This is a genomic window from Streptomyces sp. NPDC002181 (assembly GCF_042890485.1).
Taxonomy (GTDB): Bacteria; Actinomycetota; Actinomycetes; order Streptomycetales; family Streptomycetaceae; genus Streptomyces.
In genome coordinates this window covers 284394-300446 of sequence record NZ_JBIASC010000004.1, presented here as the reverse complement: position 1 = coordinate 300446, position 16053 = coordinate 284394, and the positions used below count along the sequence as shown (strand labels likewise).

The window sequence follows — 16053 nt, the reverse complement described above, 5'->3', positions numbered from 1 at the left end:
GAACCTACCGGCGGGCCCCCAGGCTCACGCCGCCGAGGATCAGTGCCGTGCAGAGCAGCTCCGCCGGTCCCGTCCGCTCGCCCAGCAGGAGGAGGCCGAGGCCGGCGACGCACACGGGCTGGAGGTAGTAGACGACTCCCGCCCGGGCCGCGCCGATGAGCGAGACGGCCTTGTTCCAGGCGAAGAAGGCGACCGCGGAGGACATGACGCCGACGTAGAGCAGCATCCCACCGGTGCCCGCGGTGACTTCGAAGCCGCCCTGGACGGTGACGGACACGGCGTAGGCGGGGGCCAGCATCACAGCGCCGAGCACGAAGGTGGTGATCAGGAAGGCCGGTCCGCCGAGCTCGGCGGGCTTGCGCCACAGCAGCGCGCTGTACGTGGCGAACGAGAGCGCGGCGGCGAACATCCACAGGTCGCCCGCGCCGAAGTCGAAGCCGAGCGAACCGTCCCCGACGAGGAGCAACACCCCGAACGCGGCGAGCAGCAGTCCGAAGGTCCGCCGGACGCCGAACCGTTCGCCGCCGAGGCGGGCGTACAGCGCCATGACGACCGGCGAGGCGGCCATGATCATGCCCATGTTGGAGGCGGAGGTGGTGAGTCCGGCCTGGTGGACCAGCGTGTTGTAGAGGGCGACGCCGAACAGCGAGGCGAGGGCGATGAATCCGAGGTGGCGGCGGATCAGCGCCCGCTGCTGCCAGGCCTGGCGGGCCGCGAAGGGGGCGACGGCGAGCGCCGCGATGATCCAGCGCCAGAACACGGCCTGGACGGGCGGGACGCTGCCGGCCATCCCCCGGGTGGCGACGAAGCTGCCGGACCAGACGACCGTCGCGACCAGGGCGAGGAGGAGGCCGAGTCCGGTGGACCCCTTCGCCGCCCGGCTGCCGGACGTCTGCTGCGCAACGGTACGGACCCTGTCCATGACGGCCACGGTGTGTCTCCCCCTCGGGTGCCGGTGTGATCAGGTCTGACCTGAAGTGGCTCTACCGTCGCACCGGCCCATCCGTCAGGTCCATCGAAATGTTTCGATCATTCTCTTCAGCAGAACTGAACGGTTCTGTCTTGGTCCCGGCCGCGAACAGCTGGCCCGCGACCGTGGCCCCGAAGGCGATCGCCATGCCCAGCACCTGCACGGGCGAGAGGGCCTGCCCGAGGGCCGCCCAGCCGATGACGGCCGCGGTGAGCGGGGAGAGCGGACCGAGCAGGGTGACCGAGGTGGCGGTGAGCCGGCCGATCCCGCGGAACCACAGCCAGTACGCGATACCGGTGTTGATCAGCATCATGTAGCCGTAACCGAGGAAGGCCTTGCCGTCGAGCGCGGGCGGCGCCCCCTCGACCAGCGCCGCGACGGGGATGATGACCAGCCCGCCCGCGGTGAGCTGCCAGCCGGTCAGGGCCAGCGGACCGACTCCCTCAGGGCGCCCCCAGCGCTTGGTCATGACCGTGCCCGCGGCCATGGAGGCGGAGGAGACCACACCGGCGACGATGCCGACGAGGTCCAGCCGGGCCGCGGCCGTCAGGACCACCATGCTCACGCCGAACGCCCCCGCGACGGCGGCGAGTACGGTCCGCAGCCGCGCCCGCTCCCCGAGGACGAGGGCGGCGAGTCCGACGACGAACAGCGGCCCGGCGGAACCGAGGACGGCCGCTACCCCGCCGGGCAGCCGGTAGGCGGAGAGGAAGAGCAGCGGGAAGAAGGCGCCGATGTTGAGGGTGCCGAGGACGGCGGCCTTCCACCACCACGCGCCGCGCGGAAGTCTGCGGGCGAGGGCCGTGAGCAGCAGTCCGGCGGGCAGGGCCCGCATGACCCCGGTGAACAGGGGCCGGTCGGGCGGGAGCAGTTCGGTGGCGACGGCGTAGGTCGAGCCCCAGGAGATCGGGGCGAGGGCGGTCAGGGCGACGGTGGCGAAACGCTTCACGGCAGTGGCTCCCCCAGTAGGCTGCTTGCTGGGAAGTAGCTTACTCCTAAGCTACTTTCCTGCAAGCAACTTTCTTGCGAATGACCGGAGGGAGGCCGGATACTGCGTCTCATGACCGAGGCTCTTGCGGACGCCGTCGACCGTGACGCCGTCGACGCGATCATCGACCAGTGGTACGCGGTGCGACCGGACCTGGACACCGCCCCCATGGCCGTCTTCGGCCGCGTCTACCGGATCGCCCGGACCATGGGGGACGCGGTGGAGCGGGCCTACGCCCCGTACGGGATCTCGCGCGGCGAGTTCGACGTCGTGGCCACCCTGCGCCGCTCCGGCGACCCGTACACGCTCTCGCCGCGCCAGCTGTCGGCCACGCTCATGCTCACGACGGGCGGGATGACCGGGCGCCTGGACAAGCTGGAGAAGGCCGGCCTGCTCTTCCGCACGCCCGATCCGCACGACCGGCGCGGGCTCCGGGTGACGATCACCGACCGCGGGCTCGCGCTCATCGACGAGGCCGTCTCCGCCGGGCTGGAGGTACAGCGCGCCGCGCTCAAGGGGCTCGGCGAGGAGGAGGTCGCCGTCCTGGGGGGCCTGCTCCGCAAGCTGATGGCCGAGGTCCAGGGAGCCTGACGCGGCCCCCGAACGCACGACGGAGCGCCGGAGGTCCGCACCGGGGCCCGGGAGGGCAACGGTCTGCGGACCCCCGGCGCTCCGGAGGTCTGATGGCGGCCGGGCCCCTACCGGGGCCGGCCGTTCAGTCTGTTCAGGCGGCGGGCTGCTGCTTGCGCGGCCTGTCCGACTTGTCGAGGACCATCACCAGGCCCGCGATGATCAGGAACAGCGCGATCGGCGTGGCCACGTACAGGCCGAGGGTCTGGGCAATGCTCAGGCCCGGGCCCGGGTCGTCGCCGTCGTCGCGGGCCACCGCGAGGGCGGGAGACGTCATCAGCAGCATCATCAGCGTCGATCCGGCCGTGACGGCGCCGGCGCGCAGAGCGTTCTTCTTGTCCACGGTGCAAACGTAGCGAACACCTAAACGCCGCGCGCGCCCGGGGGTGCCGTACGGGCACCCGCCCCCTCCCGCACGGCGCTCAGCAGGGCGTTCGCCCGGGGCGAGGCGGCCAGTGCCTCCAGGGTCAGCGGCCGTCCCGCCGAGTCCGCGAGCGGAAGCCGCCAATTGGGGTACTGGTCCCAGGTGCCCGGCAGGTTCTGCGGCCGCCGGTCCCCGACCGCGTCGGGCAGCCATACGCCGACCATCCGGGCGGGGGTGCGCAGCAGGAACCCGTACAGGGCCCGTACGGCGGCCTCCTCCCCCTTGGTGTCCAGACCGAGCCCCTCCAGTACGTCCAGCCACTGGGCGGTGTCGGCGGCGTCCTCGGCGCGCTCCCGCTCCAGCGGGCGGGTCAGCAGGCCGAGCCGGTCGCGCAGTTCGACGTGGGAGCCGGCCAGCTTGGCGGCGGTGGGCGGCAGGTCGTGGGTGGTGGCGGTGGCCAGGCAGTCGGTGCGCCAGGCCGCGGGGGCGAGCGGCTGCCCGTCGCCCGCCCAGTCGCGTTCGAACCAGAGGACCGAGGTGCCGAGCACCCCGCGCCGGGCCAGCGCCTCGCGGACGCGCGGCTCCACCGTCCCGAGGTCCTCGCCGATGACCAGGGCCCCGGCCCGGTGGGCCTCCAGGACCAGGACGGCGAGCATCGCCTCGCCGTCGTACGAGACGTACGTGCCCTCGGAGGGCGGCGCGCCCTCCGGGATCCACCAGAGCCGGAACAGACCCATGACGTGGTCGATGCGCAAGGCCCCCGCGTAGCGGAACACCCCGCGCAGCAGCGCCCGGAACGGGGCGTACCCGGTGGCCGCGAGCCGGTCGGGCCGCCACGGCGGCAGCCCCCAGTCCTGGCCGCGCGCGTTGAAGGCGTCGGGCGGGGCGCCGACGGAGACGCCCTTGGCGTAGAGCGGCGGGCCGAGGGTGTCCGAGCCGTGGGGGTGGACCCCGACGGCGAGGTCGTGCACGATGCCGACCGGCATCCCGGCGTCGCGGGCGGCCCGCTGGGCGGCGGCGAGCTGGGTGTCCGTCAGCCAGACCAGCCAGCGGTGGAAGTCGGCGGACAGGCCGTCTCGCGCGCACCAGGCTGCGTGCCGGTCGAGGGCCTCGCCCTGCTCGGCGCAGAACTCCCGGTACTCCCTCTCGCGGCCGCGGCTGCGCGGAACGGCGTAGAGCAGTTCGAGGGCCCGGCGCTTCACCTCCCACACCGCGTCCCGGTCGATCAGCGCCCCCTTCTCCAGCACCTCGCGGCGCAGCTCGGCGCCCTGCCCGGCGAGTTCGGCGAGGGCGTCGCGCTCCGGGCAGTCGGCGTACTCGGGGACGTCCTCGACGCGCAGGTGGACGGGGTCGGGGAAGCGCCGCGAGGAGGGCCGGTACGGGCTGGGGTCGGTCGGCGTCCCGGGGACGGCGGCGTGCAGCGGGTTGACCTGGACGAAGCCGACCCCGTGGGCCCGCCCGGCCCACCGCGCGAGCGCGGCGAGATCACCGAGGTCGCCCATGCCCCAGGACTGCTCGGAGAGCAGGGAATACAGCTGGACCAGCACCCCGTGCACCCGAACGCCCCCACCGGGCGCCCGCTCGGGGGCCACGATCAGCGTGGCGTCCTCGGTACGCCCGTCGGGGGTCTCGGCGCTCAGCCGGTGCACGCCGAGGGGCGGCACCCCGCGCCCGCCGGGCTCCCAGCCGCCGGCTTCGCCGCCCGCTTCGTCGCCCTCCAGGCCGATCCGCGTGCCGGGAGGCAGCGCCGCCAGCGCCGCGGGCCGCTCCGACCCGGCCCACCACACCATCACCGGCGGCAGCAGCCGGTGCGAGACCTCGCGCCCGGCTTCGGCCAGGTGCCCCCGTACGGCCTCCGGAGTGGCGCAGTCCACGCCCAGCTCGCGCAGCACGGCGGCGACGGTGGCCTCCGGGACCCGGACGGTGACGTCCTCGGCGGGCTGGTAGGCGGTGGCGACTCCGTGCAGGGCCGCGAGCCGGGCGAGGTCGTCCATGTGAGTACCTGTGTCCCTGTGTCTAGGCGGGCGTGGTCGGTTCGCTCGTCAGCGGCGCCTCCCCGGTGAGCGGGGGCTCACTGGTCAGCGGCGCGTGGGCGGAACCGGCGAGCGGGGGCTCGCTGGTGAGGGGCCCCTCGACGGGCCCGGCCTGCGCGGGCAGGTGGGCGAGGAGAGGGGTGTGTCGGATGCCGGGTGCGGTGTTCACGGGCGGTTGCTCCTTTGTCCGTACGGGGCGTGAGGGTGGATCAGGAACCATGGAACACCGCCGGGGAACATGGCAGCCATACCCCGTGTACAGCGCCGCATTCCTGGCGTATCCAGGTCAGAACCCCCACGGCCGCAGGCGCGGGCCGCGCTCTTTCGCCGACGCGCACGTGCCGGCGCCCGCAGCGGAGGCGGGGCGTGAGGGGGCGTGGCCGGGCCGCGCGGGGAGACGACACCGCGCGGGGGCCCGGCAGGACCCCGGGGCCGGGGCGGGCCCGGCCTGGCCCCGGCGCCCCGGGGCTACGACGCGGCCGCGCCGATGCGGTCCAGAGCCGCCTCCGCACCGTACGGTTCCAGGTACGGCATCCAGCGGGGGTCACGGTGGCCCGTGCCGATGATGCGCCAGGCCAGGCCCGACGGCGGAGCGGGCTGGTGGCGCAGGCGCCAGCCCAGCTCCAGCAGGTGGCGGTCCGCCTTGACGTGGTTGCACCGCCGGCATGCGGCGACCACGTTGTCCCATGCGTGCTGCCCGCCCCGGCTGCGCGGGATCACGTGATCGACGCTGGTGGCGACCCCGCCGCAGTACATGCAGCGTCCGCCGTCGCGGGCGAACAGCGCGCGGCGGGTGAGAGGAACGGGCCCCCGGTAGGGGACCCGCACGAAGCGCTTGAGCCGGACCACGCTGGGCGCGGGGACGACTCTCGTCGCGCTGTGCAGAAAGGCGCCGGATTCCTCCAGGGAGACGGCTTTGTTCTCCAGGACGAGGACGAGCGCGCGGCGGAGCGGTACGACGCCGAGCGGCTCGTACGACGCATTGAGGACCAGGACGTGCGGCACGGACTGCCTCCTTGTACGTCGGCGGCGCGTGGCTCGCGCCGGGACGATCTGCTCTCCAGTCTCCCCTTACGGCTGGTCGAAGCGCCACCACGCGCCCGTAACGGGTCCGAGGTGTTTTCAACCACACCCGCTTCATCCCCAGGTGAGTCCGGTCTCTCCCTCGAACACGGCAACGGGGACACCCGAATGCCCCGTTAGTGTGGATGGCCTGCCCCGCACACCCCTTTCCGCGGGCAGACCGCTATACCTGGAGGTTCCCGTCGTGCCCTGGCCTGCCGCCCTGCTGCCCCTGGCAGCCGACACCCCGGACCCGGCCGCTTCCGTCAAGGAGGCCCACGAGAGCGTCACGAACGCCGCCAGTTTCATCGAGGAGAACTGGGCCGGATGGCTGTACCTCGGCCTGAAGATCCTGCTGATCCTGGTGATCGCCGCCGCGCTCCGCTCGCTGGTCCGCAAGTCGCTGACCAAGCTCATATTGCGCATGAACCGGGGCGCCGAGGCCGTCGAGGGCATGGCGCTCGGCGGGCTCCTCGTCAACGCGGAGCGCAGGCGGCAGCGCTCCGAGGCGATCGGCTCGGTCCTGCGTTCGGTGGCTTCGTTCCTGATCCTCGGCACGGCCGGGCTGATGGTGCTCGGCGCGCTCGGCATCAACCTCGGCCCGCTGCTCGCGAGCGCCGGTGTGGCCGGTGTGGCGATCGGTTTCGGCGCGCGGAACCTGGTGACCGACTTCCTGTCCGGCGTGTTCATGATCCTGGAGGACCAGTACGGCGTCGGCGACAAGATCGACGCGGGCGTGGCCTCCGGCGAGGTCGTCGAGGTCGGCCTGCGCGTCACCAAGCTGCGCGGGGACAACGGCGAGATCTGGTACGTCCGCAACGGCGAGATCAAGCGGATCGGCAACCTCAGCCAGGGCTGGGCGACGGCGGGCGTGGACGTCCAGGTCAAACCGTCGGAGAGCCTGACCCGCATCCGCGAGGTGGTCAAGCACGTCGCCGAGGGCCTGGCCAAGGAATCCCCGTGGGACGAGCGCCTGTGGGGTCCGGTGGAGGTGCTGGGGCTGGACGAGGTGCTGCTGGCCTCGATGAGGGTGAAGGTCTCGGCGAAGACGATGCCGGGCCAGCAGTTCGCCGTGGAGCGCGAGCTGCGCTGGCGGATCAAGGAGGCGTTCGACGAGGCCGGCATCCGGATCATCGGCGGTCTGCCGGCCGCCGAGGACGAGGAGGACGCCGTCGACCCGTCGGCCGCCGTGGCCGCGCCGTCGGCGCTCGCGAACCCGGCCTCCCCCCAGTCCCTGGCCACCGCCCCGATCCCGCCGTCCGTCGGCGCCCCCCGGATCACCAAGTAGTCCGTTTCTCCCCTTCCCTCACCACACCGCTGCCCCCGCAGGTTCATTTCTGCGGGGGCAGCGGCATTGACACGACTCAAACACCGATAGGAAACTTACCTAACAGTTCCTGACGGGCGCATGCGCCACGGAGGGAGCCGTGCCGTCGACCCAGCCGTCGACCGAGCCGATGACGGAGAGCGCCCATGACCGGCACCACCCCGGGTACCCCCAGCCTCCTGCGCGTCATGAACGACCGCGCCGCGCTGGACCTGCTGCTGGAGCACGGTCCCCTGTCCCGCACCCGGATCGGCCGTCTCACCGGGCTCTCCAAGCCCACCGCCTCCCAGCTGCTCGCCCGCCTCGAAGCCGCCGGGCTCGTCGTGGCCTCCGGCACCGCCGGCGGCCGCCCCGGACCCAACGCCCAGCTGTACGGGGTCAACCCGCGCGCCGCCCACGTCGCCGGACTGGACGTCACCCCGAGCGGCATCGTCGCGGCCGTCGCCGATCTCACCGGCGAGGTGATCGGCAGCCACGCCCTCCCGTACGCGGAGGGCACCGGCGCCGTCGACCGGGTCGCCCGGGCCCTCGGCGCGGCCACCCGGGACGCCGGGCTCGAACGCTCCGACGTCCACCGGGTCGTCATCGCCACCCCGGGCTCCTTCGACCCCGGCACCGGGGCGCTGCGCTACGCCGACCACCTGCCCGGCTGGCACTCCCCCACCCTCCTGGAGGAACTCGCGGCGGCCCTGCCGATGCCGGTCGAGTACGAGAACGACGTGAACCTGGCCGCCGTCGCCGAGCAGCGGCTCGGTGCGGCCCGCGGCCACGGGGACTTCGTCCTGCTGTGGAACGAGGAGGGCCTCGGCGCCGCCCTGGTGCTCGGCGGCCGGCTGCACCGCGGCTGGACCGGCGGCGCCGGGGAGGTCGGGTTCCTGCCCGTACCGGGCCACCCCCTGGTCCGGCACGTCGCCCAGGTCAACTCCGGCGGGTACCAGGAACTGGCCGGCGTACAGGCGGTGCCGGCGATGGCGGCCGCGCTGGGCATCGGGGCGCCGCCCGGCGGCCCGGACGCCGGAGCGACGGCCACGCCGGTCGCCGCGGCCGTCGCGCTCCTGACCGGGGCGGCCGAGCGCCCCGAAGGGGCGAACCTGCTGTTCCTCCGGCAGTACGCCACCGCCCTGGCCACCGGCATCGCCTCGCTGGTCGCCGTACTGGACCCGGAGATCGTGGTGCTGTCCGGCGCGGTGACCGCCGCCGGCGGGGACGTGCTGCGCGGGCTCGTCGAGTCCGAGCTCGCCGATCTCGCCCCCTCGCGGCCGCGCCTGGTGTCCGGCACCGTGCGCGACCGGCCCGTACTGCGCGGCGCGCTGGAGAGCGCCCTCGCCACCACCCGCGACGAGGTCTTCGACACCTCGCGCCGCTGACCTCGCGCCGCCGACCGCCCCGCCGGGACCGGCACCACCGGCCCCGAGCACCCCCCGTGACACCTCGCGTCACGCCCCTCACCGCACCCCCTGGCACCCGTCCCGGAAGTTCCTCCCGCAGAGAGCGAGCCCCGCCATGCCCAGAACCCGTCGCATGACCGCCGCGGCCACCGCCGTCGCCGCACTGTCCGTCCTCGCCACCGCGTGCACGGGCCAGAGCGGAAGCGCTGCCTCCGACGATCCGAACAAGGAGGTCACGCTCAACTTCTGGCACGGCTGGTCCGCGCCGAGCGAGATCAAGGCGATCGAGGAGAACATCGCCCGGTTCGAGAAGGCGCACCCGAACATCAAGGTCAAGGTCACCGGCAACATGACCGACGACAAGATCAACCAGGCGCTCCGGGCGGGCGGGGACAAGGCCCCCGACGTGGTCTCCTCGTTCACCACCGACAGCGTCGGCAAGTTCTGCAACACCGGCGCCTTCACCGACCTGAACCCCTTCCTCCGGAAGGCCGGCATAGACAAGGCGAAGGTCTTCCCCAAGACCCTGCTGGACTACACCCAGTTCAACGGCAACCAGTGCACCCTGCCGCTGCTGAACGACGCCTACGGGCTCGTCTACAACAAGGACGCCTTCAAGGCCGCCGGCATCACCGAGCCGCCGAAGACCTGGAGCCAGTTCGTCGAGGTCGCGCAGAAGCTCACCAAGCCCAACGGGGACTCGTACGACCAGCTCGGCATCATGCCGACCTACCACGGCTACGAGACCACCCCCGTGCGGCTGGCCGCGCAGTGGAGCCCGAAGTACTTCGACGCCGACGGCAAGTCCAGCCTGGCCGAGGACCCGGCGTTCGCGAGCATGCTGACGGCGCAGAAGGACCTGGTGGCCAAGCTGGGCGGCTACGAGAAGCTGGAGAAGTTCCGCAACACCTTCGGCGACGAGTGGAGCGCCGAGCACCCCTTCCACAAGGGGCAGGTCGCGATGCAGGTCGACGGCGAGTGGCGGGCCTCCATGGCCAAGGAGGCCGGGGTCACGTTCGAGATCGGCACCGCGCCGCTTCCGGTCCCGGACGACCAGGCCGGCGACTACGGCAAGGGCTATCTCTCCGGCACGATCATGGGCATCGCGGCGGGCGGCACGAAGCAGAACGCCTCCTGGGAGCTGGTGAAGTACATGACCACCGACACCGGGGCGGTCGTGGCGTTCGCCAACGCCATCCACAACGTGCCCTCCACCCTGGCGGCGCTGGAGTCCCCGGACCTCCAGGTCACCCCGGAGTTCAAGACCTTCCTCGACATCGCCCGGCACCCGAAGTCGAACACCACCCCGGCCCAGGCCGACGGCGGCACCTACCAGCTGACCTTCCAGGACCTCGCGTACGCGGTCGAGAAGGGCGACGTCGCCGACATACCGGCCGGGCTCGCCAAGACCGGCCGGCAGATCGACACGGACATCGCGAAGGCGAAGTAGCCCGCGATGACCAGCACCAGCACCGGCACCGGCCGCCCCGGAACCTGGCCCGTCGCGCCCGCGCTGCGCGCGAAGCGCAGGCGGTCCGCCCTGCGGACCGCGGCCTTCATGTCGCCCTGGCTGATCGGGTTCGCCGTCTTCTTCGCGTACCCGCTCCTGTCCACCGTGTACTTCTCCTTCACGAAGTACGACGGCTTCCGCCCGCCCGTCTTCAACGGCCTGGACAACTGGACGTACGTCTTCACCGACTATCCGCTGTTCTGGCCGGCCATGCGCAACACCCTGTGGCTGGTCCTGGTGATGGTCACCTGCCGGGTCGTCTTCGGCCTCGGCGTCGGCCTGCTCATCACCAGGATCAAGACGGGGGCGGGGATCTTCCGGACCCTGTTCTACCTGCCCTACCTGGCCCCGCCGGTGGCCGCGACCCTGGCCTTCGTCTTCCTGCTCAACCCCGGCACCGGACCGGTCAACACCCTCCTGGAGTCGGTCGGCCTGCCCGCCCCCGGCTGGTTCACCGACGCCGACTGGTCGAAGCCCGCGCTCACCGCCCTCGCGGTGTGGGGGGTCGGCGACCTGATGGTCATCTTCATGGCCGCGCTGCTCGACGTGCCGAAGGAGCAGTACGAGGCCGCCGAGCTGGACGGGGCCGGGGCCTGGGCACGGTTCCGGCACATCACCCTGCCGAACATCGCGCCGATCATCCTGTTCGCGGTGGTCACCGGGGTCATCCAGGCCATGCAGTACTACACGCAGCCCCTGGTGGCGGGGAAGGTGGCCGCGGGTGTCATCGGCGGCTCGGGCCAGCAGTTCGAGCCGGGCTACCCCGACAAGTCCACGCTGACCCTCCCCCAGGTCGTCTACAACGTCGGCTTCCAGCGCTTCGACTACGGCACCGCGTGCGTGGTCGCGCTGGTCCTCTTCGCCCTCTCCATGGCCTTCACCGCACTCCTGATGCGCCGCCGTGGCGGGCTGATCGGAACAGGTGACTGAGATGGCCCGACTGACCGACACGACGGCTCCCGCCCCCACGAGGCGGGCCGGTCCGGCCCCGGAGACGGCCGGACCGCGCCACGGCACCGGCACCGCCGCCGGCGCCGGTGCCGGCCGCAAGGCCCTCCTGCACTGGATCGGCGTACACGCCCTCGGTGTGGCCGCCGCCCTGTTCTTCGTCCTCCCCTTCGTGTTCCTCTTCCTGACCTCCCTGATGAGCGACCAGCAGGCGCTGACCCGCGACCTCGTGCCCGACACCTGGGAATGGGGCAACTACGCCAAGGTGTGGAACACCCCGGGCTTCCTGACCTGGTGGCGCAACACCCTGCTGTACGCGGGGCTGGGCACGCTGCTGACCGTGGTCTCCTCGGTGCCCGTGGCGTACGCGCTCGCCAAGTTCCGCTTCCGCGGGCGGCGGCTGTCACTGCTGCTGGTGATCGCCATGATGATGCTGCCGCCGCAGGTGGTGGTCATCCCGATGTACCTGTTCTGGGCCAAGCAGCTGGACCTGTCCGGCACCTTGTGGCCGCTGATCATCCCGATGGCGTTCGGCGACGCGTTCTCCATCTTCCTGCTCCGCCAGTTCCTGCTGACCATCCCGGACGAGTACCTGGACGCGGCCAGGGTCGACGGCTGCGGCGAGCTCCGCACCCTGCTGCGCGTCGTCCTGCCGATGGCCAGGCCGGGCATCGCCGCCGTCGCGCTGTTCCAGTTCTTCAGCGCCTGGAACGACTACTTCGGCCCGCAGATCTACGCCTCGGACAACCCGGCCGCCTGGACCCTCAGTTACGGACTGGAGTCCTTCAAGGGGGCGCACCACACCAACTGGAACCTCACCATGGCCGCGACCGTGCTGGTCATGGCGCCGGTGATCGTCCTCTTCTTCTTCGCCCAGAAGGCGTTCGTCGAGGGCGTCACCCTGACGGGAGTGAAAGGCTAGTGACCATGAAACTCGCAGTGGTGGGCGGCGGATCCACCTACACGCCCGAGTTGATCGACGGCTTCGCACGGCTGCGCGACACTCTGCCGGTCAGCGAGCTCGTGCTGATCGACCCCGCGGCCGAGCGGCTGGAGCTGATCGGCGCGCTGGCACGGCGGATCTTCGCCAAGCAGGGGCACCCGGGGCGGGTCACCACCACCGCCGATCTCGACGCGGGCGTCGAGGGCGCCGACGCGGTCCTGCTCCAGCTGCGCATCGGCGGGCAGGCCGCCCGGCTCCAGGACGAGACCTGGCCGCTGGAGTGCGGCTGCGTCGGCCAGGAGACCACGGGCGCCGGCGGCCTCGCCAAAGCGCTGCGGACGGTTCCGGTGGTACTGGACATCGCCGAGCGGGTGCGGCGGACCAACCCGGACGCCTGGATCATCGACTTCACCAACCCCGTCGGGATCGTCACCCGCGCCCTCCTGCGGGCCGGGCACAAGGCGGTCGGGCTGTGCAACGTGGCCATCGGCTTCCAGCGGAAGTTCGCCGCGCTGCTGGACCTCGCCCCCTCCGACATCCACCTGGACCACGTGGGCCTCAACCACCTGACCTGGGAGATGGGGGTGCGCAAGGGCGGCCCCGACGGCGAGGACCTGCTGCCCGGGCTGCTCGCCGAACACGGCGCGGCCGTCGCCGAGGACCTGCGGCTGCCGCGCGCCGTGCTGGACCGCCTCGGCGTCGTCCCCTCGTACTACCTGCGGTACTTCTACGCGCACGACGCCGTGGTGCGCGAGCTGGGCGGCAAGCCCTCAAGGGCCGCCGAGGTGGCCGCGATGGAGAAGGAGCTGCTCGCCCTGTACGCCGATCCGGCACTGGACGAGAAGCCGGAGCTGCTGGCCAGGCGGGGCGGTGCCTTCTACTCGGAGGCGGCCGTGGACCTGGCGGCGGCGCTGCTGGGCGACGGCGGGCCGGGTCCGGCCGCGGTGCAGGTGGTCAACACGTTCAACAACGGCACCCTGCCGTTCCTCCCCGACGACGCCGTCATCGAGGTGCAGGCCCGGGTGGACCGGTCCGGCCCGGTGCCGCTGGCCGTACCGCGCCTCGACCCGCTGTACGCGGGACTGGTCGCGCACGTCACGGCGTACGAGGAGCTGGCGCTGGACGCGGCCGTGCGGGGCGGTCGCGAGCGGGTCTTCAAGGCGCTGCTGGCCCACCCCCTGGTCGGCCAGTTCGACCTCGCGCAGGGCCTGACCGACCGTCTCCTCGCGCACAACGAGGAGCACCTGGCATGGGCGTGACCCCTCCCGCCCGGCCGGCCCGGCCAGGACGGCGGGCCGTACGGGCCGTACGGCCCGCCGTCCTGGCCATCGACGCGGGGAACAGCAAGACGGACGCGGCCCTGATCGCCGCGGACGGAACGGTCCTCGGCACCGGGCGCTCCGGCGGCTTCCAGCCGCCGCGCACCGGGGTCGAGGAGGCGGTGGACGTCCTGGGGCGGGCGGTGGCGGAGGCGGTGGAGGCCGCCGCGCTGCCGCCGTCCGCCCCCGGGGCCCCGTACGCCGAACAGGTCTCGGCGTGTCTGGCCAATGCCGATCTCCCGGTGGAGGAGCGGCAGCTCGCGGAGGCGATCGGCGCCCGCGGCTGGGGTGCGCGGACCCGGGTGTTCAACGACACCTTCGCCATCCTGCGCGCCGGGCTGGCCGCGGCCGAGCTGCCGCGGGGGGTGGCGGTGGTGTGCGGGGCGGGCATCAACTGCGTGGGGATGCGGCCCGACGGGCGCACGGCCCGCTTCCCGGCCCTCGGGCAGATCTCCGGGGACTGGGGCGGCGGGGGCGGCCTGGCCGCGGAGGCCCTGTGGTGGGCGGCGCGGGCGGAGGACGGCCGCGGCGGCCCGACGGAGCTGGCGGCGGCGCTGCCGGGGCACTTCGGGCTGGGTTCGATGGCCGAGCTGATCGAGGCGCTCCACCTGGGGACGCTGGAGCACGGCCGGACCCACGAACTGGTGCCGGTGCTGTTCTCGGTGGCCGCGGCCGGGGACGCGGTGGCCTCGGCGATCGTGGAGCGGCAGGCGGACGAGGTGGTGGCGCTGGCCTCGGTGGCGCTGGCCCGGCTGGAGCTGCTGGAGGAGGAGGCTCCGGTATTGCTCGGCGGCGGTGTCCTCACGGCCGGCCACGAGCAGTTGGACGAGCGGATCGCGGCGGAGCTGGCCCGGCGGGCCCCGCACGCGCGGGTGTCGGTGGTCTCGGCCCCGCCCGTACTGGGAGCCGGACTGCTGGGCCTGGACGCGCTCGGGGCGCTGCCCGAGGCCCACGGAAAACTCCGTGCCCATTTCGGGTGAACCCGCCCCGGACGGGCCCGCGTCTGGAACCGTGGCGGCCGTGGAGTCGTATTCACGGTGAAGGGGTGGGGTCGGCGCACGACGGTGGTGGATCGCCAAGATCGAGCACCGGGTGCTGTGGTTGACGGCCACTACGGCCATACTGCTGCGGAGCAGTCAGGACCGAGGGGGAGGTCACGGTGGCCATCACATCACGCGCGCCCGCGCCCGGGGGCGCTGTCGCCGTGCCGCCGCCCGGTCCGCCGCCGGGCCTTCCGGACGGGCCCGACCGTCCGGGCACGGCCTGGGCCGAAGGCGTGGAGCGGCTGCGCGCGGCCGCCACGACCGAGCCCGGCCGACTGCGGATCATCGGGGCGGTCCTGGCCGCCCTGGTGCTGCTGTTCGGCCTGGTGACCGTGTGGGAGATCTCCGCCCGGGTCGGCGCCGCGGACGACGTGGTGGGCCGCAGCCAGCCGCTGAGCGCGGACGCGGCGAGCATCTACCGCTCGCTCGCCGATGCCGACACGGCCTCCTCCAGCGGGTTCCTGGCCGGCGGCGACGAACCGCGCGAGGTCCGCGAGCGGTACGAGAAGGACATCTCCAACGCCTCGAAGCTGCTGGTGAACGCGGCGGCCAACACCGGGGCGGACGAGGACTCGCGCAAGCAGATCGCGCTGCTGAGCGAGCAGCTTCCGCGCTACACGGGACTGATCGAGCAGGCGCGGGCCACGAACAAGCAGGGCCTGCCGCTGGGCGGCGCCTACCTCCGCTACGCCAACGAGCGGATGAGCACCCAGCTGCTGCCCGCCGCGCAGCGGCTGTACGAGGCGGAGACGGACCGGCTCTACACGGACTACGACGACGCCCGCTCGCTGCCGCTGGCCTCGATCGGCACGGGGCTCCTCGCACTCGCCGCGCTGGCGTGGGCCCAGCGCCGCAACTACCGGCGCACCAACCGTGTCCTCAACCACGGCCTCGTGGCGGCGACGGCCGCCTCGCTGGTGGTGCTCATGTGGCTGGCCGTGGGGCACACGGTCGCCCGGGCGGAGCTGGCCGAGGCGAGATCGGACGGGCAGGAGTCGCTGAAGGTGCTCAACGACGCGCGGATCGCCTCGCTCCAGGCCCGCGCCAGTGAGAACCTGACCCTGATCGCGCGGGGCGCCGTACTGGCCGAGGACAACAAGTCGGACAAGTACGACGTGGACTTCACGGCCGAGATGAACGAGCTGGACGCCGGTCTGGCGAGGGCGCAGAAGCTGGCGGACGACAGCAGCGGGCGGGATCCGGTGGCGCGCGCCGTGGACGGCGTCAAGCAGTGGAAGCAGCGGCACGCGGCGGCCCGGGAGACGGACTTGCGCGGCGACTACCAGGCCGCTCTGCCCCAGGTCATCGGGGACAAGGACCACAAGGACAGCAGCGGGGCCTCCTTCGACACGGTGGACGCGTCCTTGGAGCAGGCAGTGGCCCATGAGCAGAAGGAGTTCACCCGGGCGGCCCGGGGCGGGCTCGGCGCGCTGGGCGGTTTGGTGACGGGTTCGGCGGCCCTGGCGGTCGTCGGCGCCGCGGCGGCTCTGCTCGGCATCGGGCGCCGGCTTTCGGAGTACAGGTGACA

At 72.8% G+C, this 16053-nt stretch carries 15 protein-coding genes; 9 read left to right on the top strand and 6 right to left on the bottom strand.

The window, feature by feature from the left end; translation table 11 throughout:
• Positions 1-4: 4 nt before the first annotated feature.
• Both ACFYXV_RS13785 and ACFYXV_RS13780 read right to left on the bottom strand, forming a co-directional pair.
• Entirely contained in the window at positions 5-931 is a 927-nt protein-coding gene (locus ACFYXV_RS13785; protein ID WP_389382963.1) for a DMT family transporter, read from the bottom strand.
• A gap of 52 nt (positions 932-983) precedes the next feature.
• Positions 984-1919, bottom strand: a complete 936-nt coding sequence (locus ACFYXV_RS13780; protein ID WP_389382962.1) for an EamA family transporter — start codon at positions 1917-1919, stop codon at positions 984-986.
• 111 nt (positions 1920-2030) lie between these two features.
• Between ACFYXV_RS13780 and ACFYXV_RS13775 the strand changes: the two genes are divergently transcribed.
• Positions 2031-2549, top strand: coding sequence for a MarR family winged helix-turn-helix transcriptional regulator (locus ACFYXV_RS13775; protein ID WP_385476023.1), 519 nt, complete (start codon positions 2031-2033; stop codon positions 2547-2549).
• Positions 2550-2682: 133 nt separating this feature from the next.
• Here the strand turns inward: ACFYXV_RS13775 and ACFYXV_RS13770 are convergent, their stop codons facing one another.
• The 4 genes from ACFYXV_RS13770 to ACFYXV_RS13755 form a co-directional block, all read right to left on the bottom strand.
• Entirely contained in the window at positions 2683-2931 is a 249-nt protein-coding gene (locus ACFYXV_RS13770; RefSeq protein WP_385476021.1) for a hypothetical protein, read from the bottom strand.
• A gap of 20 nt (positions 2932-2951) precedes the next feature.
• Positions 2952-4946, bottom strand: coding sequence for a 4-alpha-glucanotransferase (locus ACFYXV_RS13765; RefSeq protein ID WP_389382961.1), 1995 nt, complete (start codon positions 4944-4946; stop codon positions 2952-2954).
• 22 nt (positions 4947-4968) lie between these two features.
• Positions 4969-5205 carry a hypothetical protein gene (locus ACFYXV_RS13760; RefSeq protein WP_385476017.1) on the bottom strand — a complete coding sequence of 79 codons (237 nt, stop codon included), beginning with the start codon at positions 5203-5205 and terminating at the stop codon, positions 4969-4971.
• Positions 5206-5453: 248 nt separating this feature from the next.
• Entirely contained in the window at positions 5454-5990 is a 537-nt protein-coding gene (locus tag ACFYXV_RS13755; RefSeq protein WP_383345250.1) for an HNH endonuclease, read from the bottom strand.
• A gap of 262 nt (positions 5991-6252) precedes the next feature.
• Between ACFYXV_RS13755 and ACFYXV_RS13750 the strand changes: the two genes are divergently transcribed.
• The 8 genes from ACFYXV_RS13750 (at position 6253) to ACFYXV_RS13715 (ending at position 16051) form a co-directional block, all read left to right on the top strand.
• On the top strand, positions 6253-7335 hold the full coding sequence (locus tag ACFYXV_RS13750) for a mechanosensitive ion channel family protein (RefSeq protein WP_389382960.1): 1083 nt from the start codon (positions 6253-6255) through the stop codon (positions 7333-7335).
• A gap of 185 nt (positions 7336-7520) precedes the next feature.
• On the top strand, positions 7521-8741 hold the full coding sequence (locus ACFYXV_RS13745) for an ROK family protein (protein ID WP_389382959.1): 1221 nt from the start codon (positions 7521-7523) through the stop codon (positions 8739-8741).
• A 136-nt stretch (positions 8742-8877) separates the two neighbouring features.
• Positions 8878-10212: an ABC transporter substrate-binding protein gene (locus ACFYXV_RS13740; RefSeq protein WP_389382958.1), complete on the top strand. Its 1335-nt coding sequence runs from the start codon at positions 8878-8880 to the stop codon at positions 10210-10212.
• A 6-nt stretch (positions 10213-10218) separates the two neighbouring features.
• The gene (locus ACFYXV_RS13735) at positions 10219-11202 is read left to right on the top strand and encodes a carbohydrate ABC transporter permease (protein ID WP_389382957.1); all 984 of its coding nucleotides are present in this window, start codon (positions 10219-10221) and stop codon (positions 11200-11202) included.
• A 1-nt stretch (position 11203) separates the two neighbouring features.
• Complete coding sequence (locus tag ACFYXV_RS13730; protein ID WP_385476007.1) at positions 11204-12142, top strand: carbohydrate ABC transporter permease; 939 nt, start codon at positions 11204-11206, stop codon at positions 12140-12142.
• Between the two features lie 5 nt (positions 12143-12147).
• On the top strand, positions 12148-13422 hold the full coding sequence (locus ACFYXV_RS13725; RefSeq protein ID WP_389382956.1) for a 6-phospho-beta-glucosidase: 1275 nt from the start codon (positions 12148-12150) through the stop codon (positions 13420-13422).
• Positions 13413-14462 carry an N-acetylglucosamine kinase gene (locus ACFYXV_RS13720; protein ID WP_389382955.1) on the top strand — a complete coding sequence of 350 codons (1050 nt, stop codon included), beginning with the start codon at positions 13413-13415 and terminating at the stop codon, positions 14460-14462. The genes ACFYXV_RS13725 and ACFYXV_RS13720 overlap by 10 nt, the downstream gene beginning before the upstream one ends.
• A 179-nt stretch (positions 14463-14641) precedes the next feature.
• A complete protein-coding gene (locus ACFYXV_RS13715; protein WP_389382954.1) occupies positions 14642-16051 on the top strand; it encodes a hypothetical protein in 1410 nt (469 codons plus the stop codon).
• Positions 16052-16053: the final 2 nt, after the last annotated feature.